Annotated in this window: 18 protein-coding genes; 11 read left to right on the plus strand and 7 right to left on the minus strand. The window is 41.9% G+C overall.

Annotated features, from left to right (window positions below):
- Positions 1-4 precede the first annotated feature (4 nt).
- From ACGE0T_RS18520 to ACGE0T_RS18530, 3 genes are all read left to right on the plus strand, one after another.
- On the plus strand, positions 5-988 hold the full coding sequence (locus ACGE0T_RS18520) for a M23 family metallopeptidase (protein ID WP_459188057.1): 984 nt from the start codon (positions 5-7) through the stop codon (positions 986-988).
- Positions 989-999: 11 nt separating this feature from the next.
- Positions 1000-1356: a MerR family transcriptional regulator gene (locus ACGE0T_RS18525; RefSeq protein WP_459188058.1), complete on the plus strand. Its 357-nt coding sequence runs from the start codon at positions 1000-1002 to the stop codon at positions 1354-1356.
- 88 nt (positions 1357-1444) lie between these two features.
- Positions 1445-1840, plus strand: coding sequence for a DUF3127 domain-containing protein (locus ACGE0T_RS18530; protein WP_459188059.1), 396 nt, complete (start codon positions 1445-1447; stop codon positions 1838-1840).
- A gap of 78 nt (positions 1841-1918) precedes the next feature.
- On the opposite strand, the gene ACGE0T_RS18535 is transcribed toward ACGE0T_RS18530, so the two are convergent.
- From ACGE0T_RS18535 to ACGE0T_RS18555, 5 genes are all read right to left on the minus strand, one after another.
- Complete coding sequence (locus ACGE0T_RS18535) at positions 1919-4216, minus strand: RelA/SpoT family protein (RefSeq protein WP_459188060.1); 2298 nt, start codon at positions 4214-4216, stop codon at positions 1919-1921.
- A gap of 84 nt (positions 4217-4300) precedes the next feature.
- Entirely contained in the window at positions 4301-5836 is a 1536-nt protein-coding gene (locus tag ACGE0T_RS18540) for a lytic transglycosylase domain-containing protein (RefSeq protein ID WP_459188061.1), read from the minus strand.
- A gap of 6 nt (positions 5837-5842) precedes the next feature.
- The gene (locus ACGE0T_RS18545; RefSeq protein ID WP_459188062.1) at positions 5843-6598 is read right to left on the minus strand and encodes a DUF5683 domain-containing protein; all 756 of its coding nucleotides are present in this window, start codon (positions 6596-6598) and stop codon (positions 5843-5845) included.
- Positions 6595-7485, minus strand: a complete 891-nt coding sequence (locus tag ACGE0T_RS18550; protein WP_459188063.1) for a ParB/RepB/Spo0J family partition protein — start codon at positions 7483-7485, stop codon at positions 6595-6597. Before ACGE0T_RS18550 ends, ACGE0T_RS18545 begins: the two co-directional genes overlap by 4 nt.
- Before the next feature lie 26 nt (positions 7486-7511).
- A complete protein-coding gene (locus ACGE0T_RS18555) occupies positions 7512-8276 on the minus strand; it encodes a ParA family protein (protein WP_459188064.1) in 765 nt (254 codons plus the stop codon).
- A gap of 595 nt (positions 8277-8871) precedes the next feature.
- Here ACGE0T_RS18555 and surE point away from each other — a divergent pair.
- The 6 genes from surE (at position 8872) to ACGE0T_RS18585 (ending at position 13898) form a co-directional block, all read left to right on the plus strand.
- Positions 8872-9642 carry a 5'/3'-nucleotidase SurE gene (gene surE / locus ACGE0T_RS18560; RefSeq protein WP_459188065.1) on the plus strand — a complete coding sequence of 257 codons (771 nt, stop codon included), beginning with the start codon at positions 8872-8874 and terminating at the stop codon, positions 9640-9642.
- Positions 9643-9652: 10 nt separating this feature from the next.
- Positions 9653-10786: a lipid-A-disaccharide synthase gene (lpxB, locus tag ACGE0T_RS18565; protein ID WP_459188066.1), complete on the plus strand. Its 1134-nt coding sequence runs from the start codon at positions 9653-9655 to the stop codon at positions 10784-10786.
- A 97-nt stretch (positions 10787-10883) separates the two neighbouring features.
- The gene (locus ACGE0T_RS18570; protein WP_459188067.1) at positions 10884-11576 is read left to right on the plus strand and encodes a NigD-like protein; all 693 of its coding nucleotides are present in this window, start codon (positions 10884-10886) and stop codon (positions 11574-11576) included.
- Between the two features lie 133 nt (positions 11577-11709).
- Entirely contained in the window at positions 11710-12240 is a 531-nt protein-coding gene (locus ACGE0T_RS18575; RefSeq protein WP_459188068.1) for an RNA polymerase sigma factor, read from the plus strand.
- A gap of 1 nt (position 12241) precedes the next feature.
- The gene (locus ACGE0T_RS18580) at positions 12242-12790 is read left to right on the plus strand and encodes a hypothetical protein (RefSeq protein ID WP_459188069.1); all 549 of its coding nucleotides are present in this window, start codon (positions 12242-12244) and stop codon (positions 12788-12790) included.
- 7 nt (positions 12791-12797) lie between these two features.
- Entirely contained in the window at positions 12798-13898 is a 1101-nt protein-coding gene (locus tag ACGE0T_RS18585; protein WP_459188070.1) for a hypothetical protein, read from the plus strand.
- 79 nt (positions 13899-13977) lie between these two features.
- Here ACGE0T_RS18585 and ACGE0T_RS18590 read toward each other — a convergent pair whose 3' ends face one another.
- Together ACGE0T_RS18590 and ACGE0T_RS18595 are read right to left on the minus strand one after the other, a co-directional pair.
- On the minus strand, positions 13978-14832 hold the full coding sequence (locus ACGE0T_RS18590; protein WP_459188071.1) for a 3-keto-disaccharide hydrolase: 855 nt from the start codon (positions 14830-14832) through the stop codon (positions 13978-13980).
- A 23-nt stretch (positions 14833-14855) separates the two neighbouring features.
- Entirely contained in the window at positions 14856-16331 is a 1476-nt protein-coding gene (locus ACGE0T_RS18595) for a Gfo/Idh/MocA family oxidoreductase (protein WP_459188072.1), read from the minus strand.
- 290 nt (positions 16332-16621) lie between these two features.
- On the opposite strand from ACGE0T_RS18595, the gene ACGE0T_RS18600 reads away from it, so the two are divergent.
- A complete protein-coding gene (locus tag ACGE0T_RS18600; RefSeq protein WP_459188073.1) occupies positions 16622-16849 on the plus strand; it encodes a DUF4492 domain-containing protein in 228 nt (75 codons plus the stop codon).
- A gap of 12 nt (positions 16850-16861) precedes the next feature.
- Positions 16862-18409: a cytochrome ubiquinol oxidase subunit I gene (locus ACGE0T_RS18605; protein ID WP_459188074.1), complete on the plus strand. Its 1548-nt coding sequence runs from the start codon at positions 16862-16864 to the stop codon at positions 18407-18409.
- Positions 18410-18446 lie beyond the last annotated feature (37 nt).

Below are 18446 nucleotides of genomic sequence, written 5' to 3' on the forward strand. Positions count from 1 at the left end.
TTCAATGAAACTATTCAAAAGCCGTAAAACATACTACTTATATAATCCGAACACACTTAGCTATGAGCGCGTTTATCCCTCTGCCAAAGATCGCTTCTTCGGGGTGCTCCGCCATCTGAGTATAGGTATTATTATTGGAGTCGGGGCTTTCTTCCTTTTATCCAAGACCTTTGACTCGCCGGTAGAATCTTTATTGAAAAAAGAAAATAAATTACTGCAAACCCAATATGAGGTGCTTTCTCTTCGTCTGACCAATGCCATGGAAGTTCTGGACGACATCCAACAGCGCGATGAGAATTTGTACCGTGCTATTTTCCAGGCGGAATCTATTCCCGAATCGGTTAGAAAATCCGGTTTCGGAGGCTCCAACCGGTATGAGCACCTGATGAGCCTCTCCAACGCAGACCTGGTAGTTGCCACCACAAAGAAAATGGATATGCTGAGTAAACAGCTCTATATAGAATCCAACTCACTGGATGAACTTATCTCCTTGGGAAAAAGCCAGGAAGAACGCAGCAAATGTATTCCTGCCATCCAGCCTATTTCCAACAAAGACCTAAAACGAACGGCATCCGGTTATGGCGTACGTATCGACCCGATTTACCGTACCCCGCGCTTTCACTCGGGTATGGACTTCTCGGCTAAAGTCGGTACGGAAATCTATGCAACAGGCGACGGCGTAGTTACCTTTGCCGCATGGAAACAAGGTTATGGAAACTGTCTGGTAATCAATCATGGTTACGGCTACGAAACCCTATACGGACATATGAGTAAATTCAAAGCACGTGTCGGACAAAAAGTGAAACGTGGTGAAGTAATCGGTGAAGTAGGAAATACAGGAAAATCCACCGGTCCCCATTTACATTATGAAGTAATCGTACGCGGAAAACATGACAATCCGTCCAAATATTATTATATGGACCTTACTCCGGAAGAATACGACCGTATGATTCAGATTGCGGATAACCATGGTCAGGTTATGGATTAAACAACTCAGCAATGGCATTGAATAAAGATAAAAACCTAAAGCTCTATTTTTCCATCAGCGAAGTAGCGCAGATGTTCGACATCAACGAATCGACCCTGCGTTTTTGGGAGAAGGAATTCGACATTATATGCCCGCGTAAAACGGCAAAGGGAACCCGTTTCTATAAACAGGAAGATATCGACGCCGTCCGTTTGATATTCCATCTGGTAAAGGAACGCGGTATGACATTGGCCGGTGCCCGCCAGAAACTGAAGGATAACAAGGAAACCACCATTCGCCAGGAAGAAATTGTCAACAAATTAAAGCAAATCAAAGAAGAGCTGATATCCCTGAAAGATGCCTTCGATATGCTCGACCCGGCAAAGTAAAAAATCTCATAATTAAAAACGACAGTAAACAATTGGCAAGTTACGGCAGAAAACCGTACCTTCGCACCTAATTAATAAAACGATAAACATGGAAATTACGGGAAGAATTATTGCTGTATTACCTGTCCAGGGAGGTACGAGCAAAAACGGAAACGAGTGGAAAAAACAAGAGTACGTACTCGAAACACATGACCAATACCCTAAGAAAGTATGCTTCCAGATATTCGGTGCCGACCGGATAGACCAGGCAGCCATACAACCCGGAGAGGAACTTACTGTATATTTTGATATAGACAGCCGCGAATACCAGGGACGTTGGTTTACTAACATCAGCGCATGGAAAGTAGAACGCCCGATGGCAGATGCCCCCCAATCAGCACCGGGTGCTGTAACCCCGGAAAACTTTGCTCCGGCATCAGCACCGACAGCACAGGCTGCTCCTGATTTCGGACCTGCCAATCCGATTGACGACCTGCCATTCTAATGGCTTTTAAATAGAATAGGCTGCTAAGGGTTTATGTTTATCTCCTTAGTAGCCTATTTTATGTTTGCAGTTGCTTACTTAGTCAGCCACACGCCCTACCGATTTGATATTTTTTATCTTGGACAGAGCTACACACATCTGCTGGATATCTTCCACATCGTGTACCTTCATCTTAATCTTTCCTTCGAAGAAACTATCTTTTGCATCGATTTGCAGGCGTTGTATGTTCACATTAAAGTCTGTGATAGTCTTTGTTATTGCATTCAATACACCGATAGAATCAAGACCTTTCACTTCAAGCGTCGCTTCAAAAGAAGCATTCTTATGACTACTCCACTCGGTATTCAAGATACGTTCGCCAAAACTGCTTTTCAGACGCATAGCGATAGGGCAGGAACGTTTATGGACTACCACATTACCGTCATCATTGATAAACCCGAGTGCATCATCCCCGGGTATCGGTTTACAACAATCCGCAATTACATAATTACGTTCAAAAACTTCTTCACGCAAGATATAAGGCTTAGACTTGTCATATTTAATTTTTTCCTTCTTTTCCGGTTCTTCTGCTTCTTCTGGTTTCTTGGTGCTCTTCGTTCCTACTCCCAACGCCTGTTTTACATACTTGAACAGTACATTATCAGTTTTCTCTTTCAGCAGTTTCTTTATATTTTCGGGCAGAACAACATCACCCTTCTCTACTGCATAGAAAAACTCTTCGCGTTTGGAGAAACCAAAATAAACGGACAGTTTATCCAAATTAGCCATGGAAGGTTCCATCTCCGAACGCTTGAAAGCAGCTATAACTTTAACCTCCCCTTCCTTAGCGGCTTCTTTCCTGTTTCTTTTCAGGACAGAATCAATTTTTGCACGCGCTTTGGCTGTCGTAACAAAGTTGAGCCATTCCGGCTGAGGCTCCTGCGAGCGGGAAGTTAATATTTCCACCTGATCTCCACTTGCTAACGGGTGACTCAACGGAACGAGCCGGTGATTTACCTTCGCACCTATACACCTGTCGCCTATATTTGTATGCAAGGCATAAGCAAAATCAAGTGCAGTAGCTCCCTGCGGCAATGTTTTTATATCACCTTTCGGAGTAAAAACAAATATCTCGGATGTAAATAAATTCAGTTTAATCGTATCCAAAAAATCCAATGCATTCGGGTCCGGACTTTCCAGGATTTCGGTAATCGTTTGTAACCATTTATCCAGTTCAGTATCCTCTTCGACATTGTTTTCCTTATATTTCCAATGGGCAGCAAAACCTTTTTCCGCAATATCATCCATACGGCGACTACGAATTTGTATTTCCACCCATTGCCCATCCGGTCCCATCACTGTAAGATGCAACGCCTGATACCCATTTGCTTTCGGGCGGCTTACCCAGTCGCGGATACGGTCCGGACGAATACGGTAAACATCCGTAATTGCAGAATAAATATCCCAACATTGATTTTTCTCATCCACACCCGGCAGCGGATCAAAGATAATACGGACAGCATACAAATCATAAATATCTTCAAACGGTACATGCTTTGCTTCCATCTTATTCCAGATTGAATAGACAGATTTCACACGGGCACGCATTTCATAGTTCAACCCCATTGCTTTCAACTTCCCATCGACAGGCTTCGCAAAATGCTTGAATAATTCATTCCGGTCTTTCTCCGTAGCTTGGAGCTTTTCCCGGATCATTTCATATTCCTGGGGATGCTCATATTTAAAGCTCAGGTCTTCCAACTCTGTTTTAATGGAAAAAAGCCCCAAACGATGAGCCATGGGAGCATACAGGTACAAAGTTTCACCTGCAATCTTAAATTGTTTAGCAGGCAACATGGAACCTAATGTACGCATATTATGGAGACGGTCGGCTATCTTGATCAAAATTACCCGGATATCATCGCTCATGGTAAGCAATAATTTGCGGAAGTTCTCCGCCTGTGCAGAAGCCTGTTCTCCAAAGATACCACCGGAAATTTTAGTCAGTCCATCCACAATCTGGGCAATCTTATCGCCAAACATATCGCGCATGTCTTCCACCGTATATTCCGTATCTTCCACTACATCATGCAATAATGCGGAACAAATAGAAGTGGAGCCTAACCCCATCTCCCGGCATACGATACGTGCCACAGCCAATGGGTGCATAATATAAGGCTCACCAGAACGGCGTTTCACCCCGGCATGTGCCTGATTCGCAAAATTGAATGCTTTCGTAATACGCTCTACCTTACGGCGGTGATTAGATTTAAGGTAATCATTCAATAGCTCGTTGAAACTATCCTGAATCATCTGTTCATCCTCGGAAAGAACAGGTTTGGTGGTTTGACCGGAAACTATATTCGTTGTATCTTTCGTTCTATTTATATCGCTCATATCGGAATCCCTTTTGTTTTTAGTAACCGTTTAGGCAAATATAAATAAATATTTGCTTTGATAACTCCGAAAGCGCGATAAAAGTTATACAACAGGAATTTTCAAAACTTGTCCCGGACGGATGTCCGCACTGCTCAGTCCGTTAGCCTTTTGTAAATCATCCGTAGAAACTCCGGGATACTTTCGGGCGATAGAGTAAAGCGAATCACCGGACCGAACTTTATATTCAACATTCCGTGTCGAAGCCTTTGCTATTGTATTGCTTTTAGTCGTAACCGGAGTCGCTTTTTTAGCCGACGCAGTTGTTCCTTTTTTTACAGCTTCTTCCTTTTTTACGTTAGAAGCAAAGGCTACACCACCGTTATCCACATGCAATTTCAGGCGACGTCCTTTTGCCAGACGGTTTGAACCAAGACCATTCCACTTGCGTATGTCTTTCGGAGTCACTCCGTAACGATTGGCAATTGTATAAATATTCTCACCCGCTCCCACAATATGGGTTATCCGTTCCTGTGTTGCTTTATTTTCCGGCAAACAGTTGGCAAGCAAATCTTCCACACGATGTTTGTTTATCGAATCTTCCTTATCTACATATGCATACGTAGTGGCTGCCGGAAGACGTAAAACCGAGGGTTCGGTATTTCCCGGTATAATATCGCGTTTGTATTGCGGATTAAGCGCACGCAACTGTTCTATATCTACATTCAGTACTTCCGAGACCTGTTGCAGGTGCAACATCTCATTCACCATAATCGTATCAGTAGCAAGCGGCAGGCTGGTTTGAAGCGGACATATATTATGGTCGCAATAGTAATTCATTATATAGTTTGCTGCAATAAAGAGAGGAACGTACGAGCGGGTTTCCTTAGGCAAATAAGGGAATATATCCCAAAAATCGGTCTTTCCACCGGCACGGCGTATGGCCTTATTCACATTTCCCGGTCCGCAATTATAAGAAGCCAAAACTAAATTCCAGTCTCCATAAATGGCATACATATCTTCAAAATACTTACAGGCAGCTTCCGTGGCTTTTTTCGGGTCGCGGCGTTCATCCAACAAGCTGTTTATTTCCAGTCCATAAATCTTTCCGGTCGGCAACATAAATTGCCAAAGTCCACAGGCACCTACGCGCGAAAGCGCAGTCGGATTCAATGCACTTTCCACAACTGCCAGGTATTTCAGCTCAAGAGGGAGATTATGTTTATCCAAGACCTCTTCAATAATAGGGAAATAAAAATCTGCCATTCCCAACATATAACGAACCAAGTTACGCTTGCGTGCTGCATACAAATCGATACAATCCCGCACTACCTTATTATAAGGCAGCCCGATAACACGAGGCAAACGTTGTAGGCGTTCGATATAAACAGAATCGGGAAAATAAACATTTTCATCATCATCATGGCAATACTCATCCCGCTTGGAGAAATATTGGACATGCCAGCTATGTAACAGACTATCTACGTTTGCATCCAGACTTTCAGGTATAAGTCCCACTACGTCAGACAGCGAGTCTGTCGATAATGTCGAATACTGTTGTCCGTCGGTTGAGCAGTCTTGCGAATAAGCGGCAGTAAGAAAGCCGAACAAACAGGATAAGATAAGTAGATATTTATTCATGTTTTTCTAAAATTTTAAGCTGCAATTAAATCCGTATGACGCTGAACTGAATTTTGTTTCCGGCGTCACCTCAGGCGACCAATGTAAGCTCAGATCCGACGAAATATCAAAGTCGAAGAGCTGGGCATCCACATAAGCGTCGATAATCGAAAGGGCATAAACTCCGACCGTGATGATAATACTTAAATCACGATAACGGCGATAATAATCCTTCCGGCGTTTCAAATTGTCCTGGAACTGGGTATTCGAGACATATTCCTTTTCACTCCCTACCGGGACGAAAATTTCCCAACTACCCCACGGACCATTATACTCCTTCCCCGCTTTCTTAGCATCCTGTACCTTCTGGTAGTCTGTCATAATATCCAGATAAGCATTGGAATAGTCCGTATAATTCCTGTTATTCCACGTAATTGCATATACGCATCCTACAAAAGCGCCATACACAATCGGCAATTTCCAGTACTTCCGGTTATAAATCTGTCCCAAGCCGGGAACAAGTGCATAAAGCAGCGCTTTATTCGGATTGGGTTTAAAAGGTTTGACCTCCAACTTCGGATTCGGTTGCGGAAGCGAATCAGCGGCCGACATGACTGCTGTAACCGAAGAATCCTGAACAGCAACCTGTCCCTGGACAACGGCTGGAATAATGGAATCCGGCGACATCACCGTATCGCGGTCCAAAGCCTGTTCCACCTGTGCCCGTCCGATCCACGAACAACATAATCCTAATAACAAAAGAAGTACTAATCTGTTTTTCATTTCAGTTTATCCAACATGCCAATCAACCTTTCCAATTCATCTTCCGAAGTAAAAGGAATGGTTATTTTCCCTTTTCCTTTATCATTACAAACAAGTTGCACTTTAGTATTGAAAAAACTGGACAAATGATCTTTCAGCAAATTAAACTCTTCAGGAAGTCTCGGTTTATGTCCCGCCGGCTGTTCTTTCTTTGCCTGGGCAAGAGCAACAGCATTCACTCCGTTGCGGACAATTTCTTCCACATTACGGACGGATAACCCTTCTGCCAGAATTTGCTCATACAAAGCCAACTGGACTTCCGGGTCTTCCACGGGTATCAGGGCACGTGCATGCCCCATGTCTATTTTCTTATCTTTCAGCCCTACTTGTATTTCTGCCGGCAGTTTCAACAAACGGAGATAATTTGCTATCGTAGTCCGTTTCTTTCCTACCCGTTCACTCAATTTTTCCTGTGTAAGGCCATAATTATCTATTAATTTCTGATAAGCAAGGGCTATTTCTATTGCATTCAGGTCTTCACGCTGGATATTTTCTATCAGCGCCATTTCGACCACATTATCGTCGGCGGCGGTCTTGATATAAGCCGGTATGCGATCCAACCCTGCCATCAAAGATGCACGGTAACGCCGTTCACCGGATATAATCATATATTTTTCCGTACCGGTCTCTTTCAGGGTAATCGGCTGGATTACACCCAAAGAACGGATGGAAGTTGCCAGTTCTTCGAGGGCTTCTTCTTCAAATATGGAACGGGGCTGATCCGGGTTCGGCTGAATTCTGCTCAATTCTATCTCACTGATAGATGACGAACCACCTGTTTTCAGGTCATCCATCGTAATCAAAGCATCCAAACCGCGACCAAGAGCCGATCTTTTCATTACTGCCATAATTCAAATTTAGTTGACTGTCAACATTATTTATTCTTATCAATCAATTCCTGCGCAAGCTGCATATGGTTAAGAGCCCCTTTCGACTCCGCATCATACAAAATAACCGGTTTACCATAACTGGAAGCTTCGCTCAGTTTCACATTCCGCTGGATAACGGTCGTGAAGACCAAATCACGGAACGGACGCTTCACTTCTTCGTATATCTGGTTTGCCAGACGCAAGCGCGAATCGTACATTGTAAGTAAAAATCCTTCTATTTCAAGAGCCGGATTCAATTTTGATTTAATAATCTTAATCGTATTCAACAGTTTACTGATACCTTCCAAAGCAAAATATTCGCATTGTACCGGAATAATCACCGAATCGGCAGCAGTTAATGCATTTACAGTAATCAAACCTAAAGACGGAGAGCAATCTATCAGGATATAATCGTACATATCCTTCAGGGGAACCAGAATCTGTTTCAATATTTGTTCCCGGCTATCCATATTCAGCATTTCAATTTCCGCACCGACCAAATCTATATGAGAAGGGATAATTTCCAGTCCTTCCACCTCGGTTGCAGTGATTGCCCGCTTGGCATCATCACCGTTCACAAGGCATTCGTAAATGGAAAGTTCCACGTTCCGTATATCCACTCCTAAGCCGGATGAAGCATTAGCCTGTGGATCCGCATCAACAACCAGCACTTTCTTTTCGAGTGCAGCCAGCGACGCAGCCAGATTTATCGTAGTGGTTGTCTTACCGACACCACCTTTTTGATTTGCTAAAGCGATAATCTTTCCCATACTATGTTTATTTATTCAGGGCAAAACTAAACATTAAAAAACTAACAGAAATGGGTTTAGTCAAAACAATGCTCGTTTTGTTGAAAAGTCACCTTAACTGTTGATAACTCGCAAATATAAACAGAATATCCGATAACTCATTCCTAACAAGGAAGATAGAAACAATTTTTAAAACAAATCATAAAGAATTGACGCTACCGCCATCAAGATTCACATTCTATTATCCCCCTATGGAATCAACATACGCAGAAAAAAAAGAAAGGTCAGAGTTTCAAAATATTTTCAGAAGCTGAAACTAAAAGTTTCATAGTATTGAAACTAAAAGTTCCACCCAATGAAACAAAAAGTTTCAAGCCTTGAAACTTTTTCTACCTTATGTACTATATCTATATTTCCCTGGGGTTAATATTTACAAATGTAACTTCTATCCCTTTTCCGGCTTCACCATCCCTTAAAAAAATCATTATATTTGTATCAGCAATGCAAAATTCACCCGCGACCTCTGGAAGGAGCTTTTTTATAAACAAAATATTTTCTATATCCCAGACAGGAAAACGGATAAATCGCTGCTACAGTAACCAAAAAAAGAAGAAAGATGAAAGACAGACCGCTTATTCTGCTCACTAATGACGATGGCGTAGAGGCTAAAGGTATTAAAGAGCTGACAGAATGCTTAAAGGATTTAGGTGATATCATTGTCTTTGCACCGGACGGACCACGTTCGGGCATGGCAAGTGCTATCACCTCGTTGGTCCCTATCAAATATACATTAGTAAAGAAAGAAAAAGGAGTGACTATATATAAATGTACGGGAACTCCTGTGGATTGTGTAAAACTCGCCATCAATGAAGCGCTGGACCGCAAACCCGACTTGCTGGTTTCAGGAATCAACCATGGGGGCAATATGGCCATCAGCGTCCAATATTCAGGGACAATGGGTGCTGCCGCCGAGGGATGTGTTTTTGGAATTCCTTCTATCGGCGTTTCTTTACTCGATCATCGGGATGATGCTGATTTTACGGAAAGCAGCAGACTGGCACGTATGCTGGCACGAAAAGTATTAAAAGAAGGATTGCCGGACGGGACATACCTCAACCTGAATGTTCCGAATATGCCATCGGTTAAAGGAGTAAAAATGTGCCGTCAGGCAGACGGGCGCTGGATAAATGAGTTCAAACGGTCGGAAAATGCAACAGGTGAACCTGTATTCTGGCTGTCCGGCTCTTTTGAAAATAAGAAACCGATACATGTGGACAACGATACACTGGCGCTGGATAGTGGATACGCATCACTTGTTCCATGCAAGATAGACGTCACGGATTATGACTATCTGGAGAGACTAAAACGATTGGAAGACCTCTGGTAATATAATAAATATGAAATATTTTCTGATAGCAGGAGAAGCCTCCGGTGATTTGCATGCATCTAACCTGATGGCAGCCCTGAAAGAACAGGATGCGGAAGCCGACTTCCATTTTTTCGGGGGAGATTTAATGCAGGCGGTAGGCGGTACATTAATTAAGCATTACAGGGAAATGGCTTATATGGGCTTTATCTCCGTACTGCTTCATCTTCGTACCATACTAAACAATATGAGAATCTGCGAAAAGGAAATAAAAGCTTACCATCCCGATGTTGTTATCCTGATTGATTATCCGGGATTTAACCTGAAGATTGCCAAGTTTGTAAAAACACAACTCGGATTGCCTGTCTACTATTATATTTCGCCGAAAATATGGGCATGGAAACAATACCGTATCAAAGATTTCCGCCGCTATGTGGACCGGATGTTCTGCATCCTGCCTTTTGAAACCGATTTTTTCAAGAAATTAAATTATGCAGTCGACTATGTGGGAAATCCTTCCGTCGACTCCGTTGCACAATTCAAAGAGCAACAAGCTGTACTGCCGGACGTTTTTATAAAAGATGAAAACTTATCAGGAAAGCCTATCCTGGCATTACTGGCCGGAAGCCGCAAACAGGAAATCAAAGACAACCTGCCTGTTATGCTCGAAGTTGCGGCTTCATTTCCGGAATATGAGCCTGTGATAGCAGGTGCTCCCGGACTGGAACCAGAATATTACCGACAATATATCGGAGACAGCCAGGCTAAAATCGTATTCGGCAAAACCTATCTTTTATTGCAGCATAGCAAAGTAGCACTGGTTACTTCAGGAACAGCTACGCTTGAAACATCTTTATTCCGCGTTCCGCAAGCCGTTTGTTATTATGTACCGGCAGGAACGCTTGCCAGCTTTATTTTCAAACACTTCTTCCATACTCCTTATATTTCACTGGTGAACCTGATTGCCGGACGGGAGGTTGTACAGGAACTTTTCGGCGCTCGTTTCTCCCAGCAACAAATACACGACGAATTACACCGGATTGTACATAACGACAAGTATCGTAACAGCATGCTCGAAGGGTATGATGAAGTAATCCGGCTGTTAGGAAAACCCGGTGCCTCCAAACGAACGGCAGAACTTATTTACCACTCCTTAAAACATTAACATATTTTATCAATCGTCTTTGCAGCATTTCATTAAAGTTTATCATCTACTCTTATATAAAGGAAAAAATAGAAACAATAAGTTGATAGATGAAGCTATGAAGACATTGAGAACATTTATAGTAATGTTGGGAGTCATATTAAGCTCCACCGCATTTTATTCTTGCTTGAAAGATGATGGCAATTCTTTGAATGATGCCAATTTAGGAATTGTTACTATCAAACCGTTAAGTTCTGATTCTTACTATTTGCAATTAGATGATACAACAACGCTTTGGCCAATGAACAACTATGTACCGTCTAACTTAAAAGAACGCCGGGCAATTGTATACTTCCAGTTCTTACCCGAAAAAATGGCTGGATATACGCACTCGGTAAATATAATACGTATGGATTCGGTTCTAACCAAACCTATTGCTGAAAATTTAGGCGCTAAGAATGATGAAGTGTATGGAAAAGATCCTGTTACTATGTATCAAAACAGCCTTTGGGTAAAAGGTGGCGTATGGATTGAAGATGGTTACCTGAACATCAACTTCATTTCCGAGTTCGGAGGTTATAAGAAACACTTCCTGAATCTCATCCCGGCAAGTGAAAATAACCAAGACCCTTATTCACTTGAATTCCGCCACAATGCGTATGATGATCCAAAAACAACCCGTCAAGAAGGCCTTGTTGCATTTGACCTGAAAACCCTGCCTGATACAAAAGGCGAAACCGTAAAATTGAAAATTAAATATAAATCGTACGACGGAGACAAGACGATCGAATTAGATTATAAATCGAAATAAAACCTTCCCACATAACTTTTATTTTTATCATTTAGTTCAGGGAGAAAGGCATCGCGATGATGCCTTTCTTTTTTTGTGTATTTTCGTAACCGGGATGCAACGGTTTGCAAGTTATACTCGTTTATATAAACAAATGGATGAAAGAATCGCACATATTGTCGAGGACTGCCGGAAGGGTAACCGTTCTGCACAGCTTGCACTCTATAAACAATTCGCACAATGGATGTATGTCGCCTGCCTGCGTATTGTAGGAAATGCATCCGAAGCAGAGGAAGCCATGCAAGATGCGTTCCTGAAAATATTCACCCGCCTGGACCAATATCACGACGGGCAGAGCTTTGAGGCATGGATGCACCGGATTGCCATTCATACGGCTATCGATTATGTACGCAGGCAAACTCCCGATTGGGAAGAACTGCGGGACAACTATGCTGAACCGGATTCCGACGAACCTGACGAGGATGAAATCAATTATTCGGTTGCACAAATAAAAAAGGCATGCAACCTTTTACCTCCCGGTTACCGGATCATTCTCTCTCTTTACCTTTTCGAAGGATATGACATGGAGGAAATTGCCTCTATTTTAAAAATACAACCACCAAGCGTACGCAGCCAGTACCTACGGGCGAAACGTAAGCTTCTGGAAATTATAGCTGCTAATTAAAATGGACAAACTTAAGAATTTCATAGATTCAAACAGAGAGGCCTTCGACAATGAACTGTTGCCGGAAGGACATCTCGAACGCTTTACACAAAAGCTGCCTGCCCCCCGCAAGAATCATGCAAAACTATACAGTCTGCTTGCTTTTGCAACGGCAGCTTGTATTACTTTGTTCCTGCTACTACGTTTGCCGGGCGGGACACCGGCTCCTGTACCATTAAACACTTCCGTCCAAAATCATAGCTGCAAAATGAAGACAGAGATCGAAGAACTTCGTCTTTATTATAATATGCAAATGAACGAAGTTGTCGCCCAGATGGATACATTGTACAAGCAACAACAAACACCCGGAGCGAAGGGGCTATTGAAAGAGATGAAGCAGGTTTTGAAAGACAACTATATGTTTGAAGAAACCGTATTGCCCGTACTCCCCTGTTCCGACGATGCCTTGTTTGCGATGAACCAACATTACAGTTCCAGTCTGGAAAGTCTGAATATCATGTTGGAACAACTGGAGAGACTGAAAAAAAACAATAAAAAAAATACTAAATAAAAGAAATATGGAAACATTACATCATCAAACAACAAACGGAAATATCCGGACTTTTCTAAAATCCGGTCTGTTTTTAGTGCTCATGCTACTATGTAGCTTCCCCGCCCTGGCAGATAAGCAGGAAAGTATCAAAAAGAAAGAAATCAGTAAGTCTTTCAATGCCGGCAGCAGCGATGTGCTTGAGGTGGATAATCGTTTCGGGAACATCACTGTAACCCATTGGAATAAAAATGAAGTCTCAATACAGGTTCTCATTGAAGTAAAAGCCCGCAATGAAGAGAGGGCACAGGCGAATCTGGACCGTATCCAGATTAATATGGAAAAAAGCGGGAGGACTATCTCTGCCATCACCACACTAAGAAACCAAAATGGTAACGGAGGTAACAACGAATCCTTCTCTATCAATTATTATATCAAAATGCCGGCAAACCTTACAGCAGACCTCACCCAGAAATACGGTAACATAAATATGCCGGAGAATAATAAAGGGAAATGCGACCTGCATGTTAAATACGGTAATATAAATGCAGGCAGTTTCACAGAGAGTCTGAATATCGATGCACAATATGGAAATGTAGATTTAGGTACCGTCAAAACGGCAAATCTTGATGTGGCTTATTGTGGTAATGTTACGCTATCCAATGCAAACACTTTAAATATAGACAGTAAATATTCCAACCTGAACCTGCAGGATGTAGATAAAATCAATATGGAAATCAAGTACGGAAACTTTGGAATTGAGAATCTGGCTAACGGCTCTATTGAAATAAAATACAGCCAGGGCAGTATTCAAACTCTGAAAAAAGAACTCTACATTGATGCACTCAGCTACAGCACACTCAATATTAGAGAAGTAAATTCTGACTTCAGTTCCATCTATGCAGAAGCGCATTACGGAAACCTGAATATCAACATACCATCCCGTGCTTCATTCAAAGTAAAAGCCGACAATATGAAATACGGAAACTACAGCATTAAGGGCTTTAACGTGACAAATTCTTCTGTTGAAGATAAAGTAAACTTCCGCTCCGAAATCAATGGAGGCAAGAAAGGCAGAATTGAATTTGAAGGAAATAACTATAGCAATCTTAAAGTCAGGACTAAATAACAGCTTTTGTTTTTCAATAAAAAACCCCGGTGTCAATCACGACCCCGGGGTTTCTTTTTTTACTTATGCGACTTAATGATCAATCAAGTTCTTTAATTTTGATGTTGCGATACCAAACATCATCACCATGGTCTTGCAGGCCGATGAAACCTTCTTTGTTTTCACCACCGCAATTCAGCAACAGTTCGTAAGCCAACGGCCATTTGTCTTTGCTAAATTTGCTGTTATCCAACATTTCTTTCCACTGCGGAGTCCACATGTGATATTCTACAACAGGTTCGCCATTCTGATAATGAACGACAGTACCTTTGTAACACATGATTTTAGAAGTATTCCATTCTCCGAACGGTTTAGAGTTCTGCGGTTTAGCAGGAATCATGTCATACAGAGATGCAGACATACGGTTACCGTCTTTACCTAACTTAGCATCCGGATGGTTTTCGTTGTCCAGAATCTGGAATTCAGGAGCAGAGATGTAAGAAGGCTGTCCTTCTACTTCCTGGATCATGATAAATACACCAGAGTTAGAACCTTTGGCAACTTTCCATTCCCATTCCAATTCAAAGTTTTTAAACTTATGAGCGAAGATCAGGTCACCACCATCCTTAGCACCAGCTTCACCAGCACCAGAACCTTTGATATGGATTGTACCATCTGCTACTTCCCAAGCTGCAGGAACATCTGCGCGGTCATAACCTCTCCAACCATTGAATGTTTTTCCGTCGAACATAGTAATTTTACCTTCTTTATCTTTCGGAAATGTAGACAAATCAACAGTAGGCAGATCGTTCATCAATTTGTATTCAGGAACGGCAGCTTCTGTTTTTGTGTCATCAGTTGAAGCTTCAGCTTCTTGGGTTTTCTTTCCTCCGCCACAAGACGTCATATAACACATCATAACTGCGGCACTTGCTAATAATACTGACTTTTTCATTTTAATTATTTAGTTTAAAACTGTTATCTCGGCATATCGGGCAAACTCCAGCCTGCACGATAATTATGTTTGATTAATTCTGCAGCATACTGTTTTGCATTAACAGGATCTGTCCAAGTCTTATCAAATGAAGGATGTCCGTCATGAATTTTGAAACCGTCTTTAATAACAGTTGCAACTTTTTCATTGTCATCGATATTTGTAAATTGCATATTAGGACCATCCCAGAACAACGTTTTGTTCAGACCTTGTAAACGAACTGCCAATACACCCATTACAACCATTTCGTTGAACGGACCTGCTTCTGAGAAATCAGATTTTGTTTGTACACGGCTGCTCTTGTTTTCTTTACAAGCACGTACCCAATCCATTTCATGAGAAACAGTAACACGACGTTCTGTCTTCGGAGTATTAGGAACACGACCAGAAAGCAACCATGGGTTCAAACCATAGCAACCACAAATCAATGTATCTTTTGTACCATGGAAGATACACAATCCACCACCTTCACCCATCAATTGTTTACCTTGAGGGAATCCTTCCGGACGGTTAGGCATCATGCCACCATCATACCAGTGAACTTCCACTTCCGGCATAGCAACTTTCGGCATGTTATCACGAGCAGGGAATATAAGTTTTACATGCTGTGCCTGAGGAGCGCAGTCGTTCAGCAACAATGTAGAAGAAGCTTCAACTTTTGTAGGATAACCTAATTTCAAGGCTTTAAATGCAGGATGCATGATGTGGCAAGCCATATCACCCAAAGCGCCTGTACCATAATCCCACCATCCGCGCCAGTTCCAAGGATGATAAACATTACTGAACGGTTTCATACGTGCAGGGCCTGTAAACAAATCCCAGTTCAATGTAGAAGGAACTTTATCTGCTTTTTCCGGAGTATTCAAACCTTGCGGCCAGATAGGACGGTCTGTTGCACATTCTACCTTTGTTACTTCCCCGATTTCACCATTAGCAATCCATTCGCAAACCAAGTTCACACCTTCACCGGAAGAACCCTGGTTACCCATCTGAGTAGCAACACCTGTTGAAGCAGCCAGTTTTGTAAGCAGACGAGATTCGTAAACCGAGTGAGTCAACGGTTTCTGGCAATATACGTGTTTGCCCATCGTCATTGCATCAGCAGTAATCATTGCGTGAGTATGGTCAGCTGTTGCGATGATAACGGCATCAATAGATTTGCCCATTTCATCGTACATTTTACGATAATCCCAATATTTTTTCGCATCAGGAAATTCTTTGAATACGCCTTTTGCATATTTCCAGTCCACATCACAAAGAGCAACAAGGTTTTCTGTCTTTTTCACATTGTTGATATTTGCATGTCCCATACCACCGATACCTACAGCTGCAATATTCAACTTATCAGTTGGAGCTACATATCCATGGCTTTTACCTAAAACTGAACCCGGAACAATAGAAAATGCAGCTGCGGCAGCTGCTCCTCTTTGAAGAAATGATCTTCTTGAAATGTTTGACATAGTAATAATTTTTTATAGATTAGCACTTAATAATGATTTTTCTGTGATTTTTCGTACTTTAAAAACACAAACTGTTGCAAATATAGGCAATGCGAAATGAACAGCAAATCCTCCCCGCTCCTTTCTTTTTTAAAATAGTTTTTTTTAACAGTGATTATAAATAAGTTCTATTTTTATATAAATAATATCTATATCTTTAGGGATGCCTTAAATTGCATATCCAGTTATATTTGTCTGAATATAAAAACTTACTTAATATTTGCTTTGTTATAGAGAACAAAGACGCCTGTATGAAAAACGAGCCTGTATATAAACGGATATTCCATTTTTACCTGGAAGGGTTTCGCGAAATGAAACTTGGTAAAACATTATGGTTAATAATCCTCGTTAAGCTCTTTATCATGTTTTTTATATTAAAAATCTTTTTCTTTCCCAATTTTCTGGGAAAATATGAAAATAACTCCGCCAAAGAAGAACATGTTTCAAACGAATTAATCCAAAGGGCTATAACTCCTTAAATTATATAAGTTATGATTGCGAACATAGACACATCATTGATTGACTGGTCAAGAGCTCAATTTGCTCTTACAGCCATGTATCACTGGATCTTCGTGCCCCTGACACTCGGACTCGGAGTGATACAGGCTATCATGGAAAGCATTTACTACAAAACAGGTGACGAATTCTGGAAAAAGACAGCACAATTCTGGATGAAGTTGTTCGGTATTAACTTTGCTATCGGCGTTGCTACCGGATTAATTCTGGAATTTGAATTTGGCACCAACTGGTCTAATTATAGCTGGTTTGTCGGCGATATTTTCGGTGCTCCACTTGCCATTGAAGGAATTTTGGCATTTTTTATGGAAGCGACATTCATCGCTGTTATGTTTTTTGGATGGGAAAAGGTGAGTAAACGTTTTCACCTTACTTCTACATGGCTGACAATCGTCGGTGCCACATTATCCGCACTTTGGATTCTGATAGCCAATGCCTGGATGCAGCACCCAGTCGGCATGGAATTCAACCCGGATACCGTACGCAATGAGATGTCTGATTTCTGGGCTGTTGCATTATCCCCTGTTGCAATCAATAAATTTTTCCACACAGTACTTTCCGGATGGATTGTGGGAGCCGTGTTTGTGATCGGTATCAGTAGCTGGTATCTATTAAAGAAACGAGATAAAAAATTCGCACTGGAAAGTATCAAAGTAGGAGCCATTTTCGGATTAGTAGCTTCTATCCTCATTGTATGGACCGGTGATGGTTCCGCTTATCAGGTTGCCCAAAAACAACCGATGAAACTGGCAGCAATGGAGGGCCTTTATGAAGGAGGCAATGGTGTAGGGTTAGTAGCAATCGGCATACTGGACCCAAACAGACCGGAAGATCCGGGTCAACAATCGCCCTTCCTTTTCGATGTCAAAATACCGAAATTGCTCTCACTTCTTGCAGAACGCAAAGCTGATGCATATGTCCCGGGTATTATGAATCTGATAAAGGGAGGCTATACTACTCATGATGGTACGCCGGCTCTCTCCGCTGAAGAAAAAATTCAGAAAGGACAAATCGCTATAAAAGCCCTTGCCGACTACCGTAAAGCTTTAAAGGATAAAGACGAAACGATGGCAAAGCAAGCACAAGCCTCATTGAACGAGAACTTTCCTTACTTTGGTTATGGTTATATTAAAGACCCGGCCGATTTAATACCGCATGTGGGACTCACATTCTATTCTTTCCGCATCATGGTAATTTTAGGAGGTTATTTCATTCTGCTTTTTATCATTGCTTACATCTGGAGCAAAAAAGGTAAATTTGAAAATGCACGCTGGTTGCAATGGGTATCATTGTGGACAATTCCTTTAGCCTATATTGCCGGACAGGCAGGATGGATTGTTGCGGAAGTCGGACGCCAGCCTTGGGCTATCCAGGACATATTGCCTACCAGCGCTTCGGTATCAAAACTGGCAACCTCTTCGGTACAAACAACCTTCTTCCTTTTCCTTCTGCTCTTTACAGTTTTGCTGATAGCAGAGATTGGGATTATGGTGAAAGCCATTAAAAAAGGTCCGAACTTTTAATGTTTCCAAGTTTCAATTATCAATCTTCAATTAAGCA

The sequence above is a fragment of the Parabacteroides sp. APC149_11_2_Y6 genome, assembly GCF_054506995.1.

Coding starts and splice junctions, on each gene's coding strand:
- ACGE0T_RS18520 (WP_459188057.1), top strand. CDS start 5: ATGAAACTATTCAAAAGCCGTAAAACATACTACTTATATAATCCGAAC.
- ACGE0T_RS18525 (WP_459188058.1), top strand. CDS start 1,000: ATGGCATTGAATAAAGATAAAAACCTAAAGCTCTATTTTTCCATCAGC.
- ACGE0T_RS18530 (WP_459188059.1), top strand. CDS start 1,445: ATGGAAATTACGGGAAGAATTATTGCTGTATTACCTGTCCAGGGAGGT.
- ACGE0T_RS18535 (WP_459188060.1), bottom strand. CDS start 4,216: ATGAGCGATATAAATAGAACGAAAGATACAACGAATATAGTTTCCGGT.
- ACGE0T_RS18540 (WP_459188061.1), bottom strand. CDS start 5,836: ATGAATAAATATCTACTTATCTTATCCTGTTTGTTCGGCTTTCTTACT.
- ACGE0T_RS18545 (WP_459188062.1), bottom strand. CDS start 6,598: ATGAAAAACAGATTAGTACTTCTTTTGTTATTAGGATTATGTTGTTCG.
- ACGE0T_RS18550 (WP_459188063.1), bottom strand. CDS start 7,485: ATGGCAGTAATGAAAAGATCGGCTCTTGGTCGCGGTTTGGATGCTTTG.
- ACGE0T_RS18555 (WP_459188064.1), bottom strand. CDS start 8,276: ATGGGAAAGATTATCGCTTTAGCAAATCAAAAAGGTGGTGTCGGTAAG.
- surE (WP_459188065.1), top strand. CDS start 8,872: ATGAAAGACAGACCGCTTATTCTGCTCACTAATGACGATGGCGTAGAG.
- lpxB (WP_459188066.1), top strand. CDS start 9,653: ATGAAATATTTTCTGATAGCAGGAGAAGCCTCCGGTGATTTGCATGCA.
- ACGE0T_RS18570 (WP_459188067.1), top strand. CDS start 10,884: ATGAAGACATTGAGAACATTTATAGTAATGTTGGGAGTCATATTAAGC.
- ACGE0T_RS18575 (WP_459188068.1), top strand. CDS start 11,710: ATGGATGAAAGAATCGCACATATTGTCGAGGACTGCCGGAAGGGTAAC.
- ACGE0T_RS18580 (WP_459188069.1), top strand. CDS start 12,242: ATGGACAAACTTAAGAATTTCATAGATTCAAACAGAGAGGCCTTCGAC.
- ACGE0T_RS18585 (WP_459188070.1), top strand. CDS start 12,798: ATGGAAACATTACATCATCAAACAACAAACGGAAATATCCGGACTTTT.
- ACGE0T_RS18590 (WP_459188071.1), bottom strand. CDS start 14,832: ATGAAAAAGTCAGTATTATTAGCAAGTGCCGCAGTTATGATGTGTTAT.
- ACGE0T_RS18595 (WP_459188072.1), bottom strand. CDS start 16,331: ATGTCAAACATTTCAAGAAGATCATTTCTTCAAAGAGGAGCAGCTGCC.
- ACGE0T_RS18600 (WP_459188073.1), top strand. CDS start 16,622: ATGAAAAACGAGCCTGTATATAAACGGATATTCCATTTTTACCTGGAA.
- ACGE0T_RS18605 (WP_459188074.1), top strand. CDS start 16,862: ATGATTGCGAACATAGACACATCATTGATTGACTGGTCAAGAGCTCAA.